Here is a 19344-nt window from a genome sequence, read left to right as displayed (position 1 = left end):
TCTCAAGCCCCTTCTAGCATATTCTTCTATTGCTTTTCTTTTCCTCTGCAGCATGATGCATTTTCTTCTGCTATATTGCCGTCCTTGTTTTCCATTAACATCTTGCGGCTGATAAAGTTATAAACCATCACAATGGCTGTGGCCGCGATCTTAGAGATCAGGTAATGGACTCCAGCCAGCTCTACCAATACTGCCATGCAGGCCTCATTAATCCCTAACCCAATCACGCTCAATATCACAAAGAGGATGAATTCTTTGTGTGTTTCCATCTGCCCCATTGCAAAAACAAATTTTCTGCTTAGCAGGTAGTTAACAGTCACCGATACGGTAAAGGAAATAAATCCAGAAATCAGGTAATGCAGCCCCAGGCACTCCGTAGCAAAAGCAAGCAGCCCGTAGTCCAGGAAAAAGCAGATCCCTCCGACTGCTCCGAATTTTAAGATCTGTACCAGAAGCTGTCTCATGTTCTTTCACCCCCTATTTTTTCTCATGGTATTCTTTCTCAGTGTTGACATCCCAGATGGCCGCTTTATTCCCGCCGTTCAGGATATGGTCCACCGCTGCAAAGGCGGTTGCCATAGAGTGGTCCATATTGTTGTATCTGTGCTGTCCGTTTCTTCCAATGCAGTAAAGGTTCTGGTATGTATTCATGCTGGCAGTCAGCTCATCAATCTGACTATAGGTATCAAAATATGCCGGATACGCCTTCTTTACACGCTCCCGGTGTGAATTCCTTACAGATTCCCAACCGGAAATGATTCCCATCGATACCAGCTCGTCAATAGCAAAACTGATACATTCCTCTTCCCCCATCTCCCAAAAACTGTCCCCTTCTGTACAGAAGTATTCCAGCCCGATCCAGACATAGTTCTCCATTTTCCTTACCAGATAGGGAGACCAGTTGTTAAATATCTGGATCCGTCCCATCTTCACGCCTACATCCTGTACATAGATCCAGCAGTCCGGGACGATATTGTTCAATGTCTTCATCGAGGTCTTATTTTTTAATTCCAGCCTGTCCACCAAGAGGCCTACAGTAACGAAATCTCGGTATGGCAGTCCTTCTGCAATCGTTTTTATAGTTCGTGGAACTGCCTCTCCCATGCTGCACACCAAATCCTTTAAAGGCATGGAGGAAAGCAGATAATCCGCCGCTTTTACAACTCTCTCTTCCCCTGAAAAGTAAACAACACCAGTGACCTTGTCGCCTGACAGAATCACCTCTTTTACCTCTGCTCCCTTTATGATTGTGCCGCCCATCTGTTCGGCCTGTTCTGCAACATATTCCCACAACTGTCCGGGACCATATTTGGGATACCAGAACTCTTCAATAAGAGAAGTTTCTTTTTCCGCAGAGGAAAACAAGTTTTTGATAAGCGCCATGATCGAGAGTCCCTTTACCCGCTGCGATCCCCAGTCTGCCGATATCTCTTTTGGATGCCGTCCCCAGACTTTTTCCGTATATCCCTCAAAAAACATGGAATACAGAACCTTCCCAAATCGATTGATGTAAAAATTCTCCAGAGAATCCTCCGGCAGTTTATGTATACAGGAAAGAAGATAGCTTATCCCCGCCTTTATCGTCTGGACAAACCCCATATTAATGAATGTCTGAGGTTTCATGGAAATGGGATAATCAAAAAATTTTTTATTATAATAGATGCGAGACACACGCTGTCTAGTGAGCATCACGCAGTCTTCTTTTTCTGGATCCGGCCCACCTTTGGCAAGTGGCCGCTCCCTGTGCAGAATCTTGTCATCATAGGCAGGTTTCCCCTGCAGGGGAAGAATCTTCTTCCACCAGTCCATTACTCTTTGATCCTTAGAAAAAAAGCGATGTCCGCCGATATCCATACGGTTTCCCTCAAACTGAACCGTCCGAGATATACCGCCAATGTACTGCGAACCCTCCAGGACCGTCACTTCATAATTTTCTTTGGACTGTTTCAATAATTCGTATGCCGCCGTCAGTCCTGCCGGTCCGGCCCCTATGATCACTACCTTCTGCAATTTGCCGTCCTCCTTGGTATCTTCTATTCAATATCCTCTAGATTCAGCTTTTTGAAAAATTCTGCGAATCTTTCAGCCGCTTCTTCCAGCTCTTTTTTCATCTTGTCGCAATTCTCCCTTACCGGACCAGATACTTCTTCGGCTTTTTCGCGGGCCCTCATGAGGATCCTTTCACGCCGCTTCTCTGCCTGCTCCAATATCTGTTTTGCCTGGTTCCGAATCCCCTCTGCTTCCATCCTGGCGCTTTCCAGCTCATCATTGGCATTCTGTATCAATTCTGCGGCTTCCGACTTCTTTTCCGCCTCCAGCTTTGTAAGCTGGGACAGCTTCTCATCCAGTTCCGTCTGTTTTGCTAAGCGTGCCTCTTCCAGAATCCTCGCTGCTTCTTCGTTGGCTTCCTGAACCAGTCTTTTATTTTCCTGCTCGATATGATCTCGGTCCTTCTGTACCTGACTTTGGACATTTTTCACATAAGCATCTGCCGTCTCCTTGGCCTGGCGGAAAAGCTCCTCCATCCCCTGCATCGAGGACGTCTCTGCTCCGAAGGACTCCTTATTGTTTCGCAATTCTTCTTTCAGTGCATCCCGTTCCTTGGTAATGTCCTCCAGCTGAGAGAACAATGCTGCTATGTTTGTATCCTGCTCCGCTTCAGTATGGCCGGTACCCTCTTTCTCCAAAAGATTGTCCCTGATCCTTTTCAATTCATCCGTCAGAAGTTGATTCTGAGTCTCTTTTGTATCGGCCTGCTCCTGCAGCTGCTTTATGGTTTCCTGAAATCCAGCAACCCTGCTTTTCATGTCTGACAATTCTTTCTCTTTTCTGGAACACTCACCGCTTAACTCGGAAAGCCGAACTGTCATCGTTTCCTTCACCTTTGCAATTTCCCGATCCTTTGATACTGTTTCCTGTTTTAACCTATTGTTCTCTGATACAGCCTTCGCCAGTTCCTGCTGTTTATCTGTACATTCCTCTTCTTTTTTCTTTACATTTTCTTCCAGTTCCTCTACAGCTGACTGGAGCAAGGATATATATTTTTCCACCTGGGCTTTGTCATATCCCCGACGCTCCTCTGTAAAATTTACTTTCTTCATGCTGTATATCTCCTTCCTGTGCTTAATTTATCTTTACTGCCTGCACCACATACCGTGTCGTTGCACTCCCATCGCCATTACAGGTAGATAAGGTTACAATCTTGTCCGTTTCCCTGAATTTCCACTCTCCGGTGTCAATTCCCGAGTTTAGGTGCATCCGTTTTAAGAAATCCACATAATACGCATCCGGTTCGGAATATAATGTGTAGCATTCACTGGTCACTTCCACAACCTGAGCCGAAAATATTTGATAGCATGATTCCTTTTCTTCCGTAAGTATCCATACGTAAGGGCTGGTCTGGAATGCAGTCCCTATGGAAAATTCTTTCATCTGTCCGAACATGCTTCCATCCGCCATATTATGTCCGAATATGATACTGTTCTGATCCGAAAAGTCTGCACTGTTTTGGCTGTCCAAAAAAATACTTCCGGATACTGCATATCCTCCTGCCATATCTCTGTGGAGATAATAATCATTATCCTCTCCCTGCATGATTGGATAGCTTATGTCCAATGCTTCCACATAAATCCATCCCACAACATTGCTTCCGCCATCCATTGCATGGAGTTTTTTAAAATCTACCGAAATGGGGGAACTTCTCCCCGAAGTTTCTGACTTCTTCTGTCCCTCTTTTTTAGGCATAGGTAACTTCTCCCCCCCTTCTGTAACACTCCGCTTCAGTTCTTCATACTGGTGATCTGCACTCTCATACTTCTTGTGGTCTTTATACAGCTGATAAGCTGCCCATAATGCAACAGTCATTAGAAAAATCGTCAGTATCTTGACCACTGGAGATTTTCTATTATCCATCCTTATTTCCCATTCTTCTTTTTTGTCATTTTCTTTCTCGTGAAATCCTTCCTGAAGAAATAAAACCTGTCCGCTATCTCTTCATATGGCAGTTTCAGCACGATCCAAGCCAGAAGCAGCAAGAGAAAGATACGGCTGCCCAGCATCCATATGTACCAGATCCAATGCTGATATCCCATGAATGTAAAGTCCCCGAAATAATATTCAAAAACACCAATTTTACTGCTGTTCTCATCAATCAAGAGAAAACGGATCTTATTCTGCTCCACATTTTCATATATCCTGCTCCGGCCAAAGCCGGCGCTTCCGCTATAGGCATTGTCCATCACCAGGATATTACCCGTTGTGCTGTATTCCTTTGGCGTTTCTGGTGTCTTATTTAATGTCAGGTAATCATTCAGATCCCTGCCATTTTCTGTCGTCTTCACATATTGGACTTCTTCCGTTTTATTTCCCTCTTCATCCAGATAATAGATCCGGCTTCCTTGCTTGCCGTAATAGCTGTCCAGCCTGGAGTTGATAAGCTGGTATTCCACGATTGACGCATTGCCTGCCTCTTCAATGTAATTTCCGTACCCAACACTGTCATATTCCAATGGAATGATCACTTTTCCGGTATAATCAACGATTCCCTCCTTCCCTGACTCCTGTTTGATCCGTAGGGCGTTTACATGTCCGTTAAAAAACTCTGCATTCTCATATATAAAATCTAGGATCTTATCCCCGGCAGCATTAAAGGCACCATACTTTTCATTTTTTTCACAGATAAAGATCTGTTCCTCCGCCTTCTCTTTATCGTTGTTTTCATCATTAAATAAAATACTGTCCAGACCCTCTGCAACCACGACTCCGCTGTTGGTGATCAGTGTCCTTCCTCCATCTGATTGATAGACAAAGTAGGCATTCTGAAAAATAAAGCGTGCCTGTTCCTCTTTTGAATTCAGGAAGTGATCATCCGTTCCCTTTTCCGTCCGAAAGATCTCCGTATTCTTATAGTTCTTAACGATGTATTCGGCGGCCTGTTCATATACAATAAAACGGTCTGTCACGATACAGTCTGCCTCTTTTTTGACATCGCACAGCATCACCCCGGAAGATGCGTTATAGACACGGTAAAAATCCTCGCCTTCATCGATGACCAGCTGGTTCCGGTTAGAAAACTGAGGCATATTTTCCTTTACCCTGTTTCCTTCAAAAGTAACCAGCACATTCTCATACTCGTCTTCCAGTGTGCACACGTTTCCGCCTAGATGAAGCCTGGTACTGTCTCCTGTCACATAATAATGCAGAATATCGGAATCAATACCCGGGCCATCATAATCCTCTATTCCGGAATCCTCACCCACAGGTGGTTTTTCTTCTCCTACGTTATCTCCATTTCCTGTTTCCACGCTGGCTGATCCACTTCCGTCACCTTCATTTCCTGTTTCTCCGTTCTGTGTCTCCCCGACGGCCGATCCCCCTTCTGTTTCTTCCTGTTCCGCCGAATCGGTTTCAGCTTCAGCTTTGGTATCTGCTTCGGGCTCTTCCTCATCTTTGGGTTCTTCCTTTTCTTCTATCTTCTCCGTCTGCATATTCCCACTGGAAAAGAAGGTGCGTGTTATAGTACGGGTATCCTCCTTGATGATCCCTTCATACCTTCCGTCATCCAGTGTCTTCATGGAATCATATTCCAGAGGGATCAGTTCACCGCCATTTTCTCTGATCACGCCATATTTCTGGTAAGTGTATACACCACCGCTGGTTATGGAATCCGATATCTGACCGTTTCCTGCAATAAACTGATCCTCATAGGTTTTCTCCAGGTATCCATAGTTTTGAGGGATCACAACTTTATTGTCTTCGTTTACGATCCCAACCTTATTGTCTTTGATCACCCAGAACAGATTCCCCTCCTGGCGCAGGCCATTGATCAGGGAACCGTCCCAGGGATCAAACACTTCACTATCCACTGGGATCACTTCTTTCCCGTCCAGATCCAGTGCCCCTGCAAGCCCGGTCTTGGAATCTACGACTACGATCCGTTCACCTGACTGTGACAATGTCACCTTGGTGTATCTCCCCTCCAGCCAGTTCACTCTATTCTGGTTCAAAAACAGAGCTAACCGGCTTAAGAGCAAAATGACAGCTAAAAATAAAAGCCAGTGGAAGACTGTTCTCCTATACATTTTTCTCTTTTTCAGAGATATCTGTTCACTTATTCGTCCTTTCATCTTACACAGCCTTTCTCTTGCCCTCTTCGGCCTGTCTTTTCCGCTTTCTTGCCGTCAATACGATCCCTGTAAAAATGCAGACACTGACTGCCGTCAAGATAGCTCCAGACCATATACCTGGTACCTCATAGATAAGTTCCACTTCATGGGTCCCTTCCTTTAGCTCCAATTTCAGGAAAGCCCCCTGAACAGTCTGCACTTTCTGCTTTTTTCCATCCACATAGACACTCCAGCCTTTTTCGTAAGGAATCGTGGTAAACAGTGTTTTTTTAGGATCCCTTACGGTAACCTTTCCTTTCAGATATCCGTCCCTGTACTGTGTGATCTTCATTCTTCCCTCATCCAATGCTTTATAAACCTCATCCATCACTTCCTGATGGTAAGCATACATGGACATGCTGATCATCCCATAAGTTGCAGAGTTCTCCTGGATGCCGATCTCGACTCTGATCTTGTCACCCTTTTTCACGTTACCGATGTGATAAAAAGAAGAACTAAGATCCTTATAGGCAATGGCCTTATCATTAACATAAATACTTGTTTTATTGGAGTAGCGCGCCTGCAGTCTTAAATACAGATCCTCATCCGTATCGGCAGCTGCCTCGAACACAACATGGTCATTTCTGGTACCTTTTGCCGCCAGATAGGTAAACTGCTGATGCTCATCGAGTGGTGATACTTCAATATCATTACTCTCCTTTAATTCATATTCCTGTTCGGTATATACCTTGTAGTTCTTTCCTGTCATCAGTTTCAACAGTTCCATCTGGTTCAAGAAAAAATCTCCTTTCATAGAATCCCAGGCAGAAACCGTATCCTCGCACAGATAGGCAATGGGAAGCACCTGCTCATTTTCATAGGCGGTTACTTTTCCTATGGTGTCTTTCTCCTTATATCTGTAGTCCAGACGCTTCGCATCAGTACCCAGAACCAGATAATCCCGGATACCAAATAGTGTATTCAGAACAGGCGTTGAGCCGGCCGGCAAATAGGAATTGCTGCTAGTGGAAAATCCAATATTATGCAGTAGATTAATGGTATTGGGATTTGTCATAGAGCTGAAGAGCCCCGTTCCCTGCAGGTTATATGCCATCCCCTCATTAGTTACCGTTGGGTTGGACAGTTCCACTCTGTAGGGATTCCCTGCAAGCGTGTCCGCCATCTGCTGCGTATCCTGCTTCTCCCTGTAAAAATTATCTGCGCATACCCCTACCTGAAGTCTATTGCTTACAAGAGCATTGGCACATAATTCCAAGCACATAAAAACAAGTAAAAGGTTCTGCATATAACCTTTGAGATCTGTTTCATATTTAACTAATAACTGGAGTATCATATATACCACAGTAAAAATCAGTGTACAGTACAGCATTTTGTTCGTAACATTTTCTTTCTGCTGGAAAAAAGCGATCCCATATATAGCCAAAGCTGCCACTCCGGAACTAATGATCTGCCACGCCTTATAAGTTTTGATTCTTAACAGTGCTTCATAAGAAAACAAAAGCAGCAAAAACAAAAACAGAAATGCAAACCTGTTAGGGATTCCGACCTGATAGTGAAATCCGTGCCATATATAGTTCAGCGCCTGATTATTAAAGCTCAGAATAAACAGGGCAAGGAACCATCCTGCCTTTACTTTCTGCAAAAACGCAATGTCTTTCGCCAGGAAAAATAAAACGGTAAACCCTACAACAAAGACACCACAGTACAGATTTGCCTGATAAGCGACCTCATTGTTCAACGACAGCGGATTGGAAAAAACAAAAATACCTCCTTCTTTACTCGCAAAAATTTCCGAAAACTGTCCCATCCATTCAAATTCCGGGAAAGCTGTTTTGGCCTGTGACTGTACGATACCCAGATATGCAGGCAATAGTACAACACAGGCTAGCCCTGCACTCAGCACGGAGCACCCTGCAAAATGTACCCCCTTTTTCATAAATGCTTTGAAGGACGGATGTTTGTACAGCAGAAACCAAAGAACTAAAAACAAACATACAATAAAAGAGAGATAGAAACTGCACCACAAAGATAATGCCAGCGTAACCGTGTACTGCTTCCACTTCCCTCTTTTCAGCAGGCTTTCCATCCCCGCCATGATCACAGGAAAAAGGGCAAGAGTATCCATCCACATGATGTTATAGCAGTATCCAATCATAAAGGTCGACAACGCATAACCCAATGCAAAAGGAACCATTTTCAGTTCACTGCGCTCTTTTCTCTGTTCCAGATAATAAGCAAAGGTCACTCCACTGAGGATGAGTTTCAATATGATGAGCAGATTCATGGCACTGTCAACCTGTGTCACCGGGAAAAACACAAGTACAAGGTTAAGCGGTGACGAGAGGTAATATGTCCACAACCCATAGAAGTTAAATCCAAGGCCGCCCCCAGTGGAATAAAAGATTCCGTCAGAAGACAGTAATCTGTCACGGTACTGTGCCATCAGGGGATAATACTGATGGATCGCGTCATTTTGAAGCAGTGAATTATTGCCGAAAGGTGCATACCGCATATAGACCATGATGCCCCCCCAAAGGAGCAGCAGTATCGAAAAAGCCAGCATACATGCCTTATGTTCCTTCCATATCCTGTTGTCTGCGGAGCGTTCCTTTATCTGTAATCTTCCCATATGTTTTCTATGCCCTTTCTCCTGTGTTAATCTATTTTTCCGATCTTATTAAATGGATAGATTCTGAAGATCACCTGGCCGTCAATCTTGTCTTCCTCAATGGTTCCTATCTCACTGTACCTGCTGTCTATGGACTCCTGCCTGTTATCCCCCATGACAAAATACTGCCCTGGCGGGACGGTAAGGGGGTAACTGATATCACCCAGCAGATAGGTGCCCCCGCTGCAATATGGCTCATCCAGGACTTCATCATTTACATGGACTAACCCGCTGGAAGCATCGATCTCTATCTTATCTCCGGGAATCCCGATGATACGTTTAACCAGTTCATACTCAAAGCCTTTCCCTGTCCTGCAGATCACGACATCTCCCCGTTGGGGTTCGTAGGATAATTTTCTGTAGACCAGACGGTCCCCCTCCACCAGCCGGGGGGTCATACTTACGCCAAATACTCTCACCTGCCCTCCGATCACATAACTGAAGATCAGCAGCAAAAAGAAAAGCGCCAGCATTTCGAGTAAAAAATAAACCATACTGCTTAAAATGTACTTTCCCTGTTTTTTGTATTTTCTCTTTTTAATTCTGGATGGCAATGGTAATCCCCGCATTGATGATACCTACACTTTCCTCCCCTGTCTCGTCATACACATAATAGGTAAGTGTTGCAGGATAGGCTCCTTTTTTCAGATTTTGTTCCAGCCGGATCTCATTGATATACTGGCCCGGATAGATCAGATCATCACAGCGATAGACCTCGTCCCCTGTTTCGTCCAAGGTCAGGACAACCATGCATGGAAATTTATTGCTGGGGTTATTGACGATGTCAATGGTTCCCCTGGCTGTTCCATTGGTAAAAACAGGTGTAGACCTGACGTTAATGGTAAACATAGAATCATCTATCTTCTGCTGGAGCAGATCACCATACTCGCCTTTTTTCATGTCATCCGGTATTTCCGCGATCAGCCCTCCTTCAGCCACTTCCACTTCCTTCGCATCAGGAAGAGACGAGTGGTTGAACTGCTGGTTCAATGCAAAAGCACTACATCCTAGCATCAGCACCACCGCCAGCAGAATGATCCATCTCTTTTTTCGTTTCTTCTCCGGCACTTCCTCTACAGTTTCTTCCTTGGAAACCTGCTCCTCGAATGCTTTGTTCAGTTCTTCCAGTTTCATTACTTTTTCCTCCTAGTTATTTGATGATCAATTCTGCACTGACTGTATGCTCTCCCATCAACTCCTTCCCTCCATCATCCTCATAAAAACTATATTGGATCGTTGATGGATAGTTTCCCGGCTCTTTCGGGACGTTTTCAAGTTGAACTTTCTCAATGCTCTCCCCTGGTTTTAGAATCTTCGAATTGTAATAAACAATTTCTTCATTTTTCGTACTACAGATTGATACCCTGATGGGATAAGCACAGTATGGGGGATTTGCAAGGCGGAGACTCACGGTACCGTCTTGCTCTACTTCCAGATAAGTGTTAATATAGATATAAATTTCGTTTAAATCCGTTTCTTTGTTCTTCCATTCTTCCTTTTCTTCCGCCATTAAAAAATCTGGCATCCCATCTTTTATCCTGTCATTACCTGATCTGGACGCATTGACCAGAACCGAAGCTACAATAACCAGTGCCACTACTCCTGCAGTCATGGCTCCTATAAAAACTTTTCCCTTCTTGGATGGGAATACAGCTTTAATCTTTTTTCTCATGCCTCCAGGCAGCAGTATCTTATGTTTTTTTCCCTTCCGTTTTGGACTGCTAGAGGATGATTTTTCATTTTCAAATTCCTGTTCCAGTTGTTCCAGTACAGATAATTTTCTGTCATCCTGCATGGTTTATCCCCTTCTTTCTGCAAAAAAATAGATAAAAACCGCAAGGATTCTTATCCATTTTTTTCCCTTGTCACATAACACTATTCTTCTTTTTTCTCTCTCCTAAAATTCAGAAGCACGGCCAGCACTCCAAGTGCCGCTAATAAAACCACAATATTTCTTCCATTGAAAACATCACCTGTTTTGGCATTTTTGGACACTTGATCAATAATCCCATTTCCAACACCGTTTGTTGGGATTTTTGAGGAGGCAGTGGCATTACTGGAGTTTTGTGTATGAGAAGATGCCGCACTACTCTGGGCTGTCTCATTTTGCAGTTCCCCTGCTATGTCCAAATCCCCCTGCACATCTGTAGGATTGTTTTCGTCTGTCCTTTCATTTATCTGCCTATCCAGATCAGCCGCATAAACGCTTTTCTTCATCCATATACCACTGATCATGACTGCCGCTATAATGCCAAATAAAATACCTCCATATATCTTTCTTTTTTGCTTACCTGTAATTTCCCGATGCATATGCGCCCTCCTTCTTTTAGTAAAACTTATAGATTTTCTTCTACAGGATGTTTCCCCTTAGTAAAAAACTAAAACATCACTATTGTTTCAGCTCTTTACTAAGGAGCCGGTTATCCGGCTCCCTGTATTATGTAGTAGCCTAATTGATAACTGTAAATTATTTCACAGAATATACCATGTTAACGTTGTAGTTTGTCTTCAGGTTTGAACCATCATAACCGCTTGCAAAAGAAGTGGATACGTCTGAAGCTTTACCATTTTTATCCATAAATGAAATCGGTGTCTTAGTTCCTTGTACTGCCCACTTACCGTTAGCAGCTACAGCTTTTTCACCTTTTGCAAGTGTTCCTACTTCCTGCTGTGTAGTCATAGTTGCAAAATCAACTTTTTCATTTCCAAGCCATAAATAAACACCCTTAACAGCTGTAGCATCTGTTGGCAGCGTATCCGTATCAGCTATCAGCTTAAAGGCTGGTGTGCCTACGGTTGTAGCAGTTCCTTTTACAGCAACGGTTTTCGGTACAACCATTAAGTCTTCATCAACATAGCAGGACTGGTTTACAATGGTTCCTGTTATATTTTTACCTGTAGATTCCGTCATAATATTTGCATCTGTACCTCTGCCGGCTACCTGGAACGAAAGTTTGGTAGGTGCGGTCAGGATCAGCTGTGTAGTGTTTTTTGTAGACTCATCGCCCCATGACACATGACTGCCATTTGAATCCACTGGTCCGTTTCCATCCGTTGCAGTCGGCACCAATGTTGACGTAGGATTACCTGCTGAATCTGTAGTCTGGGTGGGAACCAGTACACTGGTTTCTGACTGGCTGAGTGATGGACCCGTCGGCTCAATTAGAGAACCACTTGGGTCAACGATAGGGTCCGCTGTCAAATATCCATCCACATCAATATTGGCACTTCCTTCTACCCTTGTATTCCCCTCTCCTTTTTCATTTACAAAACGGTTATCTGCTGCATGTACCCCAACTGCCATCGCTGACACCATAGCAACACTTAATCCAAGGGCTGCAAATTGTTTAATTTTTCTCATCTTCTGTTCCTCCTTATTTTTTGTTTTTGCTCCTTTAGGCTACATATATGATTAACACACTACGGTGATTAATCCTTTTATTCTGCATTAAAACTCAAAATGCAGTTTTAATTTGTGGTATCCCCGAAGAACCATCCCATCTTCTACCACTTCCTTGGGCTGCTGATACCATCTTGTGATATCCGTTTCATGATTGTCTGCCGCGTCGCGATATATCTTAGGCACGGATAACTGTAGTGTAGATATTCCCGGTATCACTGTGTTGCCACTTACCTGCGCTTCTTTGGCTGTAAACCATGCAACAGGCGTTGTGGGCGCACTTATCTCATCTAAGAGAACCGTTCCTTCCGTGCTGCCTGTACCATTTGCTTCCAGACAAACGATAGGTTTACTGTCAGAAAGCGCATCCATTACTTCCTTCCCTACCTTGCCATATTCGCGAAGAATATATTGATTATCCTTATTCTTATCTGTGTTGACTTCAATACCTGCATACTGTACATCTACTCCCTGATAGCTTTTACCAAAATCAATAGTCTTAGATACCGTACCCTCTGTATATGTATAGCTGTCCTCATATTTATAGCTTTCATTTTTCACCTCGCCTTTTGTTGCCAAAAATCCGTAGTCACTTTCTTCAGTGCCATTTGTATATACATTGAATACAACTCTAGTTGGTATGCTGATGGATAGTTGTTTCACAACATTCGATAACCGAACGGCCTGATACAGACCATATCCAGAGGCTACGCTATCACAGCCTGTCAAACCAAAGCTATCTCCGTAAAGATTTCCGTCACTGTAAGCGGTATCATAACTACTGTCTGAGGTTCTCTCCGCGAAACCACGAACATATTTTTCGTCGTCCTCCATGATGGAAACATTACCATTAAGCCATGTTCCGTCCGGCTGATCCAAAACTGCTACACGTGAGCATCCCGATGGGATCTTTACTGTCCTTCCACCAATTGTCAAATTTTTATCATTCTCTACTTCTTTATCCATGATAAGGTCTAATATTCTCACCTTGTCATAGATATACTTACCATCCATGTTTATGATTGGTGTTTCATCTTTCTTCTCAGTTCCAACAGCAACAGTTGCACCATCTGCTAGAATCACTTCTCCCTCAGAGTCAATTGTTAAAGTCGTACTAGCTTCAACAGGATTTCTTAAAAAATTATTTCCTTCAAATGTTAGGCTTTTGTATAACCGAGGATCTAAAACTCCACCTTGTAAGTTATCAATTATTACATTCGTGTTCCCTGCTGATATGTATATTCCACTCATATCATTAGTGCCTGTAACAACAAGCTGATGGGAATGTCCTTCAGAAGATATCTTACATTGTTCAAACAAATCCGGTAAAATATAACACACATCACACAGTTTATTATATTCATATTGATATCCTACGCACTCCTTTGTGGGGGAAGCAATTATTTCACCCATATTGTTCTTCACTTCGCAAGTGCTAATATCCAGTGTGAACAGACATTCATCCGTAGGAATAATTTCAAAGTTAATCGTCAGCGTACCTTCATAGTTGCCTCTTCCTTCCGCTGTAATCGTTGCTGTTCCTACGTCCACATTGTTACTATAGGTCGCTATATAATCCTTCCCTTCTATTAGCGGTCTATTAGTACCGTAACCAGTTAAATTTAGATCTGGCCTCACCTCTGTTCCTGTATAAACCTGATCTGGAATGATTGGAACATTGACTTCCGCATACATACGTGCAGGGGCAATCCAAAACTTTATTGGTGGTCTTTCGCCCGTAAAGCGTCCTATTCCTTTCGCTATAATTGTCCCGTATCCCGCATTCACATTATCTCTATAAGTCAGTGTATAATCCACCCCAAATGTTAGCGGTACGCCATCCCAAGTCAACTTTATCCCTGGTCCTACTTCTGACCCAATATACATCATCCCCGGACCTTGTTCCGGCCCATCCGCTATGCATATATCCAATGCAGACACAATATTAAACTTCCATATTTTGACGCCACCATAATTACCTTGTCCGGTTATTATAATCGATGCCACTCCCACATTTACATTATCACTATATGACACTGTATAATCTATGTTCTCTACAAGTGGTACGCCATCCCAAGTGACCGTTGGCTTTGGTCTCACTTCTAGTCCTGTGTATAACTGATCCCAAACCACTTCGGCTCCAGCATAATAAATATCTTTCTGATCAAAAAGCACGGGCCTACCCTCGTCCAACTCTGATGGAGTCGCATTCTGCGTGTCATTAACTTGTGATTCGTTAGCCTGCTTGGCGTCAATTTCATTTGTAACCTGATCAAAATTGTCCTTCCATTTTGAAAGCAGTATCTTCTGATCACTTCTCACCCAGAACTGCTCTTCCGATGCCTCTCGTTCATTTCCCCCCTGACTTTCTACTAATTTCTTTCCTAAGCAGCATCTCCATATGTAATGTTCTCCTCCTTGCCCGTCATAAGGATTTAGAATTCCGTTATTCTTATCTCCTTCTTTCACATATAACGGAATCTCATCCATATTCTCACCGCCCACATAAACCATATTGTTTGTATCAAAAGCACTACATATATTTTCATATCCTTCATCTTCCAGTTGGCTTTTGAACTCATGAAACCCCATCTCCCACGAAGCGATTGCGTCTTGTGTGGGCGCATACTCTTCAACCATTCCATCCTCTTGATAAATAAGTCGGGTAGGTTCTTCCTTATTATCTTTACCAAGGCCAAAAGCTGACGTAAGCGGAACGCATCCAACCAAAAGAATTAGTGCCACTGTTCCTGCTATATACCGATACCAAAACGGATACTCTTTTCTTTTGTCAATCATGTGTCTTTCCTCCATATCCTACTATATTTTTTACAACATACTTATAGTTATGTTGTAATCCAACCTCATGGCATGTAGCCCTAGCCCGTCATTAAACTTAAAAAAGGGGTATTTTCTACATCAGAACTACTTACGCTACACTATGGGTATAATTTCATCTTATAATTAACAACAAAAAAGCCTTTACGATCCATCCAATCTTAAAGGCTCTAATCTGCATGTAAAAATCTCAACCATTCAGATGCTACTACTTAATATCTGCTGTTTGAAAATCACATAAATATCTTGGGATGAGTTAATTTTTCTGGACGTTACTTAAAAACGACCTAAAACAATATTTTATATTTTGATTTTGTGTTTTTTTCGCATTTTTTGGGAATTATGTATTGACGAGATTTGTCAAATGTGATAAAGTAAATATAACTTAGATAGGTTTTGGCAAAGATACAACATAACTATAATTATGTTGTTTTTTTATTTTAGAACCAAACATAGGCTTTCCAGCCGTCTTTTATATTCCGTCCCAGTCGTTGCTGTGTAGACTCTTGTGGTATCCACACTGGAATGTCCCAGTATATCCGCAAGACTTATAATATCCTTGAATGCCTGGTAGTATATGACCGCGAAAAGATGCCTGAGATTATGCGGAAAGATCTTCTTCTCCAGTATTTTTACATCAATACCGAGCCTTTTCATCTCCCTCCAAATGTTACTCCTGTCAACTGGTTTTCCTCCCATTGTTACAAATATACTCCCATTTTGTATTTTCACCTTAAAAATATAACAAAGTAATTTCTTTCTTAATTGTTCTGGTACAAGAATGATCCGCATTTTCCCCTTATTAAAAATTTCAATCCGTCCGGCTCTTACTGCCTTGACTGTGAAATACTGTAGTTCGCTGATCCGAATTCCAGTAGAACAAATAGTTTCCATAATAAGTGCCAGCCTGGTCTTTCCTTCTTTATATGCCTTTTGCACCAAGATCCTATATTCTTCTTCTGACAATTCCCGGTCTTCTTCTCGGAATATCTGCTTCTGTACCTTGATCCGCTTTACTCTAAGATTGTATGCTCCAATAAACAGTAAAAATTGGTTCAGAGCAGCCAACATAGAATTAACACTGGTAATACAATACATATGGAGCATTGATTCTTTATACTCAAGTATACTTTCCCTGGTGATCGTCTGGTCCACCCCAAGAAATTTCATATAATTTTTTACATCTCTTTCATATTTTTCTATAGTTGCCTTACTCCGTTCCTCTTCAGTCAGATACTTCACGAAGTCCTCCAACAGCTTATTTGTAGCGATAAATTCCTGTTTCATAATAACAACTCTCCTTTTCATTTAACAGTTATTATTGCCAGAAAACTATCCACATATCTTTTTATCTCCATATCCCATATTTTTCTAGTTTTTATCTTTGTTTTTCTTCCTCTCCTTCAGATTTGCATAATATATTGATACTGATTTAAGCGTAAAAAAAGCCAACTGGGTAACATACCAGTCAGCTGAAATTTGCAAATACTTACAAGCTTTTTTAAAGTCTCCATGCCGCAAAGATGAGCAGGAAAGTATCCTCTGCTCCTTATTAGGATCCAAGGACAGATTCTCCTCCCATCGTACAGGATATAACCTAACAACTGTTTCCCAAATCTCTACAGTGGTTCGTATTTTATACATTGCCCATCACCCCTTCGTGTCGACAATCGGTTCGTATATTTTTTGCTTGTATGTATTGGTATCAATATTATTTTATCATTCCGTATTACAACTGTCAAATATTGGATATTCAAGCATTAAAAACCCTAATTATTGAAAGCCTAACCTTTCATTATTATTAAGAATAAAGATTGTATAGACAAAAATCCCATTTTCAATCACCTTGTATGTATAAGCATCAATTTATTCTGCATCTCAACGTATTATAGGATAGATAAAGGGATATCTATGGAATTTTTTCTGGCAATCTGTCTTGCCTGGTCAAAATATTGTTGGCAGTCTTCATATATTAACTCAGCGATAGATACCTCCGGTCTTGTCAATATTTTTAAAGCCCTTTCCTCCTTCTCCTGATTTTTCTTGATGATCAATAAGTAGCCCCAGGCCAGTTCATTTTTTAAGCATTCAAAAACAGAAACAGCTACTGGCCCCGCATAGGGAAGCAGCGTCTTTAGAACACATGCAGGCCCTTGATCTATGAACTGACTTTTTAAATGATCACGTTCTTTTTCTGTCATCATCTCCTCCCCGTGGTCCAAGACAGGCCTGCACAAGATAATCAATAACTGAAGTGCTTCAATATAAGAAAGAATAAGTCCTCTCATTTCCATATCTTTCAAAAACACATCCCTGCCCGTCTGGCTAAAACCTTCTACTTTAGTACCTACTCCATTTATCGTAGTGACTATCTTAAGTTTGCCCAGAACTTCGATCGCATTCCTGGATGTTATTTCGGATACACCATTTTCTTCCGCAAGCTGTACATATGACGGCAGGATATCTCCGTTTTTATAGTCCCCCCTTCCTATTTTAAATACCAGTGCCGATGCAAGCTGCACATATTCCGGCTTTCCCGTGATCGTCCATGTAAAGCGGGCCCTTTCGTCCATCTCCACTGCTTTGATCTTCGTACTAAACTTTGATAAATATCTGTCCACCCTCTTTTTCGTGGTCTGACAAAAAATGCTGACCTGTTGTCCCAGCTTATCATATTCTTGTGCAACTATATACTTTTGAAACTTTTTAAAAGTTGTCTTAAAAAGAGGCGCTATCGCTCTAAGTTTTATTTCCTCCCATTCACTGTTGATGACTGGTATCTGTATGTATGAGAAGATAGCAAAAAACAATTTTTCAAGCAGTTGGTTGTTAGGCAGCGCAATGATCAACCGATAAAGCTGCATAACGCCTGCCTGCATCTTTGCCTCAGTTTTTACAGACAGGTTTTCTGAAAAAAAAACAATAAGTTCAGCGATTTCTGTTCGGAGACTTCGAGGCAGCCCCTTCAAGATATAAACGAAAATTGCTGGCATTGCAAACTCCATAAAGTCATAAACTTGGAAAATGGCAGTCTTTCGTCCTAATGCTTCTGCAAGATAAGATTTTTGATATTGAAGATCATCGCAATCAAAAGATATCACTGCCTGTTTTCTTGGCTCCATTTTGATATACCCATGTTCTTGCAGTAACTGTAGCGCGGAACGGACAGTATTCCTCCCCACCCCATAGATATCACAGAACTCTTTCAGGCTGGGAAGAATATCCCCTTTTTTATATTTCCCTACATAGATCTGTGCAACAAGATCCTGGTACACTTTGTAATAGTAAGTATCTGGCCGTCTTTCCATTCCTTCCCTCCTAATCTATTATATTTATTATATCATTTTGCAGGATAAGGAATCAAGCCCACCGGAAGCCTTGATAGATTATTAAGGATCTGATAATTGATGTAAGATCAATCTTTTCTCAGTAACATTGTTACTATTACAGCCTCAGGAATCCGGCGAAGAAACTCTCCTGAAGATTTTTCACGTAATCACAAGAAATCAAAGAAACAGCGAAAGCCGTTCCATTACAATCTTTTTCGACTGGGCGTAGAATAAAGACAGAAAGAAGAAAGGGGTGACATATATGGACGTTCAATCATTGTATCTAGGAACAGTGCTTACGGCGGGGCTGCTGTCCTTCTTTTCCCCCTGCATCGTGCCGCTGCTCCCTGTGTACCTCTCCCTGTTTTCCTCCGGCGGCCCTGCCGGGGGAGAAAGTCCGGCCCGGCGCAGACTGCGGGTCATACGCAAAAGCGTCCTTTTCGTCGCAGGGATTTCCATATGCTTTATCCTGCTGGGCTTTGGCGCCGGAGCGCTGGGTTCGGTCATCGGCAGTAAACCATTCATGATCATGATGGGTGTCATCGTCATCATTCTGGGACTGCACCAGACGGGACTCATCCATATCAAATGGCTCTACAGCCAGAAAAAAGTGGAACTTAAGCGGTCCCTCCGGGGAGATTCCCTCGGTGCCTTCCTGCTGGGCCTTACCTTCAGCTTTGGCTGGACTCCCTGCATCGGACCGGTTCTGGGAGCGATTCTGGGGCTTTCAGCCACCGGCGGTCAGCCGCTGTACGGGGCATTCCTGATGGCAGTTTATTCTCTTGGTTTTTTGGTGCCTTTTATGGCACTGGCACTTTTCTCTGACGTGCTGCTAACCAAGGTTAAAAAGCTTAATAAATACCTGCGTAAGATCAAGACTGCCGGCGGTCTGGTGATCATCATGATGGGAATCCTCCTGATGACAGACAGCCTGGACAATATATTATCCCTCTTTGGGTAACATAGTAGAAAGGAGAAGATGAC

General features: G+C 42.6%; 16 protein-coding genes. 1 reads left to right on the top strand and 15 read right to left on the bottom strand.

Translation table 11 applies throughout. The annotated features are described in order from the left end of the window. Positions 1-26 precede the first annotated feature (26 nt). The 15 genes from DWX43_RS17000 to DWX43_RS16930 form a co-directional block, all read right to left on the bottom strand. Positions 27-464: a GtrA family protein gene (locus tag DWX43_RS17000; RefSeq protein ID WP_118621159.1), complete on the bottom strand. Its 438-nt coding sequence runs from the start codon at positions 462-464 to the stop codon at positions 27-29. 13 nt (positions 465-477) lie between these two features. Next, on the bottom strand, positions 478-2010 hold the full coding sequence (locus tag DWX43_RS16995) for an NAD(P)/FAD-dependent oxidoreductase (protein WP_118621158.1): 1533 nt from the start codon (positions 2008-2010) through the stop codon (positions 478-480). A gap of 23 nt (positions 2011-2033) precedes the next feature. Next, positions 2034-3101, bottom strand: a complete 1068-nt coding sequence (locus DWX43_RS16990; RefSeq protein ID WP_118621157.1) for a hypothetical protein — start codon at positions 3099-3101, stop codon at positions 2034-2036. A 22-nt stretch (positions 3102-3123) separates the two neighbouring features. Further along, positions 3124-3912, bottom strand: a complete 789-nt coding sequence (srtB, locus tag DWX43_RS16985; RefSeq protein WP_118621156.1) for a class B sortase — start codon at positions 3910-3912, stop codon at positions 3124-3126. A 2-nt stretch (positions 3913-3914) separates the two neighbouring features. Further along, entirely contained in the window at positions 3915-6125 is a 2211-nt protein-coding gene (locus tag DWX43_RS16980; protein WP_118621155.1) for a WG repeat-containing protein, read from the bottom strand. 1 nt (position 6126) lies between these two features. After that, entirely contained in the window at positions 6127-8754 is a 2628-nt protein-coding gene (locus DWX43_RS16975) for a YfhO family protein (RefSeq protein WP_118621154.1), read from the bottom strand. A gap of 26 nt (positions 8755-8780) precedes the next feature. Beyond that, positions 8781-9347, bottom strand: a complete 567-nt coding sequence (gene lepB / locus DWX43_RS16970) for a signal peptidase I (protein ID WP_182440746.1) — start codon at positions 9345-9347, stop codon at positions 8781-8783. Continuing rightward, a complete protein-coding gene (locus DWX43_RS16965; RefSeq protein WP_118621152.1) occupies positions 9331-9927 on the bottom strand; it encodes a hypothetical protein in 597 nt (198 codons plus the stop codon). Before DWX43_RS16965 ends, lepB begins: the two co-directional genes overlap by 17 nt. Before the next feature lie 16 nt (positions 9928-9943). Further along, a complete protein-coding gene (locus DWX43_RS16960) occupies positions 9944-10465 on the bottom strand; it encodes a hypothetical protein (RefSeq protein ID WP_187370894.1) in 522 nt (173 codons plus the stop codon). Between the two features lie 203 nt (positions 10466-10668). Further along, a complete protein-coding gene (locus tag DWX43_RS16955) occupies positions 10669-11103 on the bottom strand; it encodes a hypothetical protein (protein WP_118621150.1) in 435 nt (144 codons plus the stop codon). A gap of 157 nt (positions 11104-11260) precedes the next feature. Continuing rightward, complete coding sequence (locus DWX43_RS16950) at positions 11261-12154, bottom strand: hypothetical protein (RefSeq protein WP_118621149.1); 894 nt, start codon at positions 12152-12154, stop codon at positions 11261-11263. 87 nt (positions 12155-12241) lie between these two features. After that, complete coding sequence (locus DWX43_RS16945) at positions 12242-14992, bottom strand: hypothetical protein (protein WP_118621148.1); 2751 nt, start codon at positions 14990-14992, stop codon at positions 12242-12244. A 474-nt stretch (positions 14993-15466) separates the two neighbouring features. Continuing rightward, a complete protein-coding gene (locus DWX43_RS16940; protein ID WP_118621147.1) occupies positions 15467-16318 on the bottom strand; it encodes a tyrosine-type recombinase/integrase in 852 nt (283 codons plus the stop codon). Positions 16319-16402: 84 nt separating this feature from the next. After that, on the bottom strand, positions 16403-16594 hold the full coding sequence (locus DWX43_RS16935) for a hypothetical protein (RefSeq protein ID WP_147356313.1): 192 nt from the start codon (positions 16592-16594) through the stop codon (positions 16403-16405). A 323-nt stretch (positions 16595-16917) separates the two neighbouring features. After that, entirely contained in the window at positions 16918-18339 is a 1422-nt protein-coding gene (locus DWX43_RS16930) for a GntR family transcriptional regulator (RefSeq protein WP_118621145.1), read from the bottom strand. A gap of 283 nt (positions 18340-18622) precedes the next feature. Between DWX43_RS16930 and DWX43_RS16925 the strand changes: the two genes are divergently transcribed. Continuing rightward, complete coding sequence (locus tag DWX43_RS16925) at positions 18623-19321, top strand: cytochrome c biogenesis protein CcdA (protein WP_118621144.1); 699 nt, start codon at positions 18623-18625, stop codon at positions 19319-19321. Positions 19322-19344 lie beyond the last annotated feature (23 nt).

The sequence above is a fragment of the Clostridium sp. AF19-22AC genome, from assembly GCF_003479085.1.
GTDB lineage: Bacteria > Bacillota > Clostridia > Lachnospirales > Lachnospiraceae > Faecalicatena_A > Faecalicatena_A orotica.
This window is presented reverse-complemented; position numbering and strand designations above follow the sequence as displayed.

Excerpts from the sequence above, each read along its gene's own strand:
- DWX43_RS17000 (WP_118621159.1), bottom strand. The coding sequence starts at position 464 with ATGAGACAGCTTCTGGTACAGATCTTAAAATTCGGAGCAGTCGGAGGG.
- DWX43_RS16990 (WP_118621157.1), bottom strand. The coding sequence starts at position 3,101 with ATGAAGAAAGTAAATTTTACAGAGGAGCGTCGGGGATATGACAAAGCC.
- srtB (WP_118621156.1), bottom strand. The coding sequence starts at position 3,912 with ATGGATAATAGAAAATCTCCAGTGGTCAAGATACTGACGATTTTTCTA.
- DWX43_RS16980 (WP_118621155.1), bottom strand. The coding sequence starts at position 6,125 with ATGAAAGGACGAATAAGTGAACAGATATCTCTGAAAAAGAGAAAAATG.
- DWX43_RS16975 (WP_118621154.1), bottom strand. The coding sequence starts at position 8,754 with ATGGGAAGATTACAGATAAAGGAACGCTCCGCAGACAACAGGATATGG.
- DWX43_RS16965 (WP_118621152.1), bottom strand. The coding sequence starts at position 9,927 with ATGAAACTGGAAGAACTGAACAAAGCATTCGAGGAGCAGGTTTCCAAG.
- DWX43_RS16960 (WP_187370894.1), bottom strand. The coding sequence starts at position 10,465 with ATGAGAAAAAAGATTAAAGCTGTATTCCCATCCAAGAAGGGAAAAGTT.
- DWX43_RS16955 (WP_118621150.1), bottom strand. The coding sequence starts at position 11,103 with ATGCATCGGGAAATTACAGGTAAGCAAAAAAGAAAGATATATGGAGGT.
- DWX43_RS16950 (WP_118621149.1), bottom strand. The coding sequence starts at position 12,154 with ATGAGAAAAATTAAACAATTTGCAGCCCTTGGATTAAGTGTTGCTATG.
- DWX43_RS16945 (WP_118621148.1), bottom strand. The coding sequence starts at position 14,992 with ATGATTGACAAAAGAAAAGAGTATCCGTTTTGGTATCGGTATATAGCA.
- DWX43_RS16940 (WP_118621147.1), bottom strand. The coding sequence starts at position 16,318 with ATGAAACAGGAATTTATCGCTACAAATAAGCTGTTGGAGGACTTCGTG.
- DWX43_RS16930 (WP_118621145.1), bottom strand. The coding sequence starts at position 18,339 with ATGGAAAGACGGCCAGATACTTACTATTACAAAGTGTACCAGGATCTT.
- DWX43_RS16925 (WP_118621144.1), top strand. The coding sequence starts at position 18,623 with ATGGACGTTCAATCATTGTATCTAGGAACAGTGCTTACGGCGGGGCTG.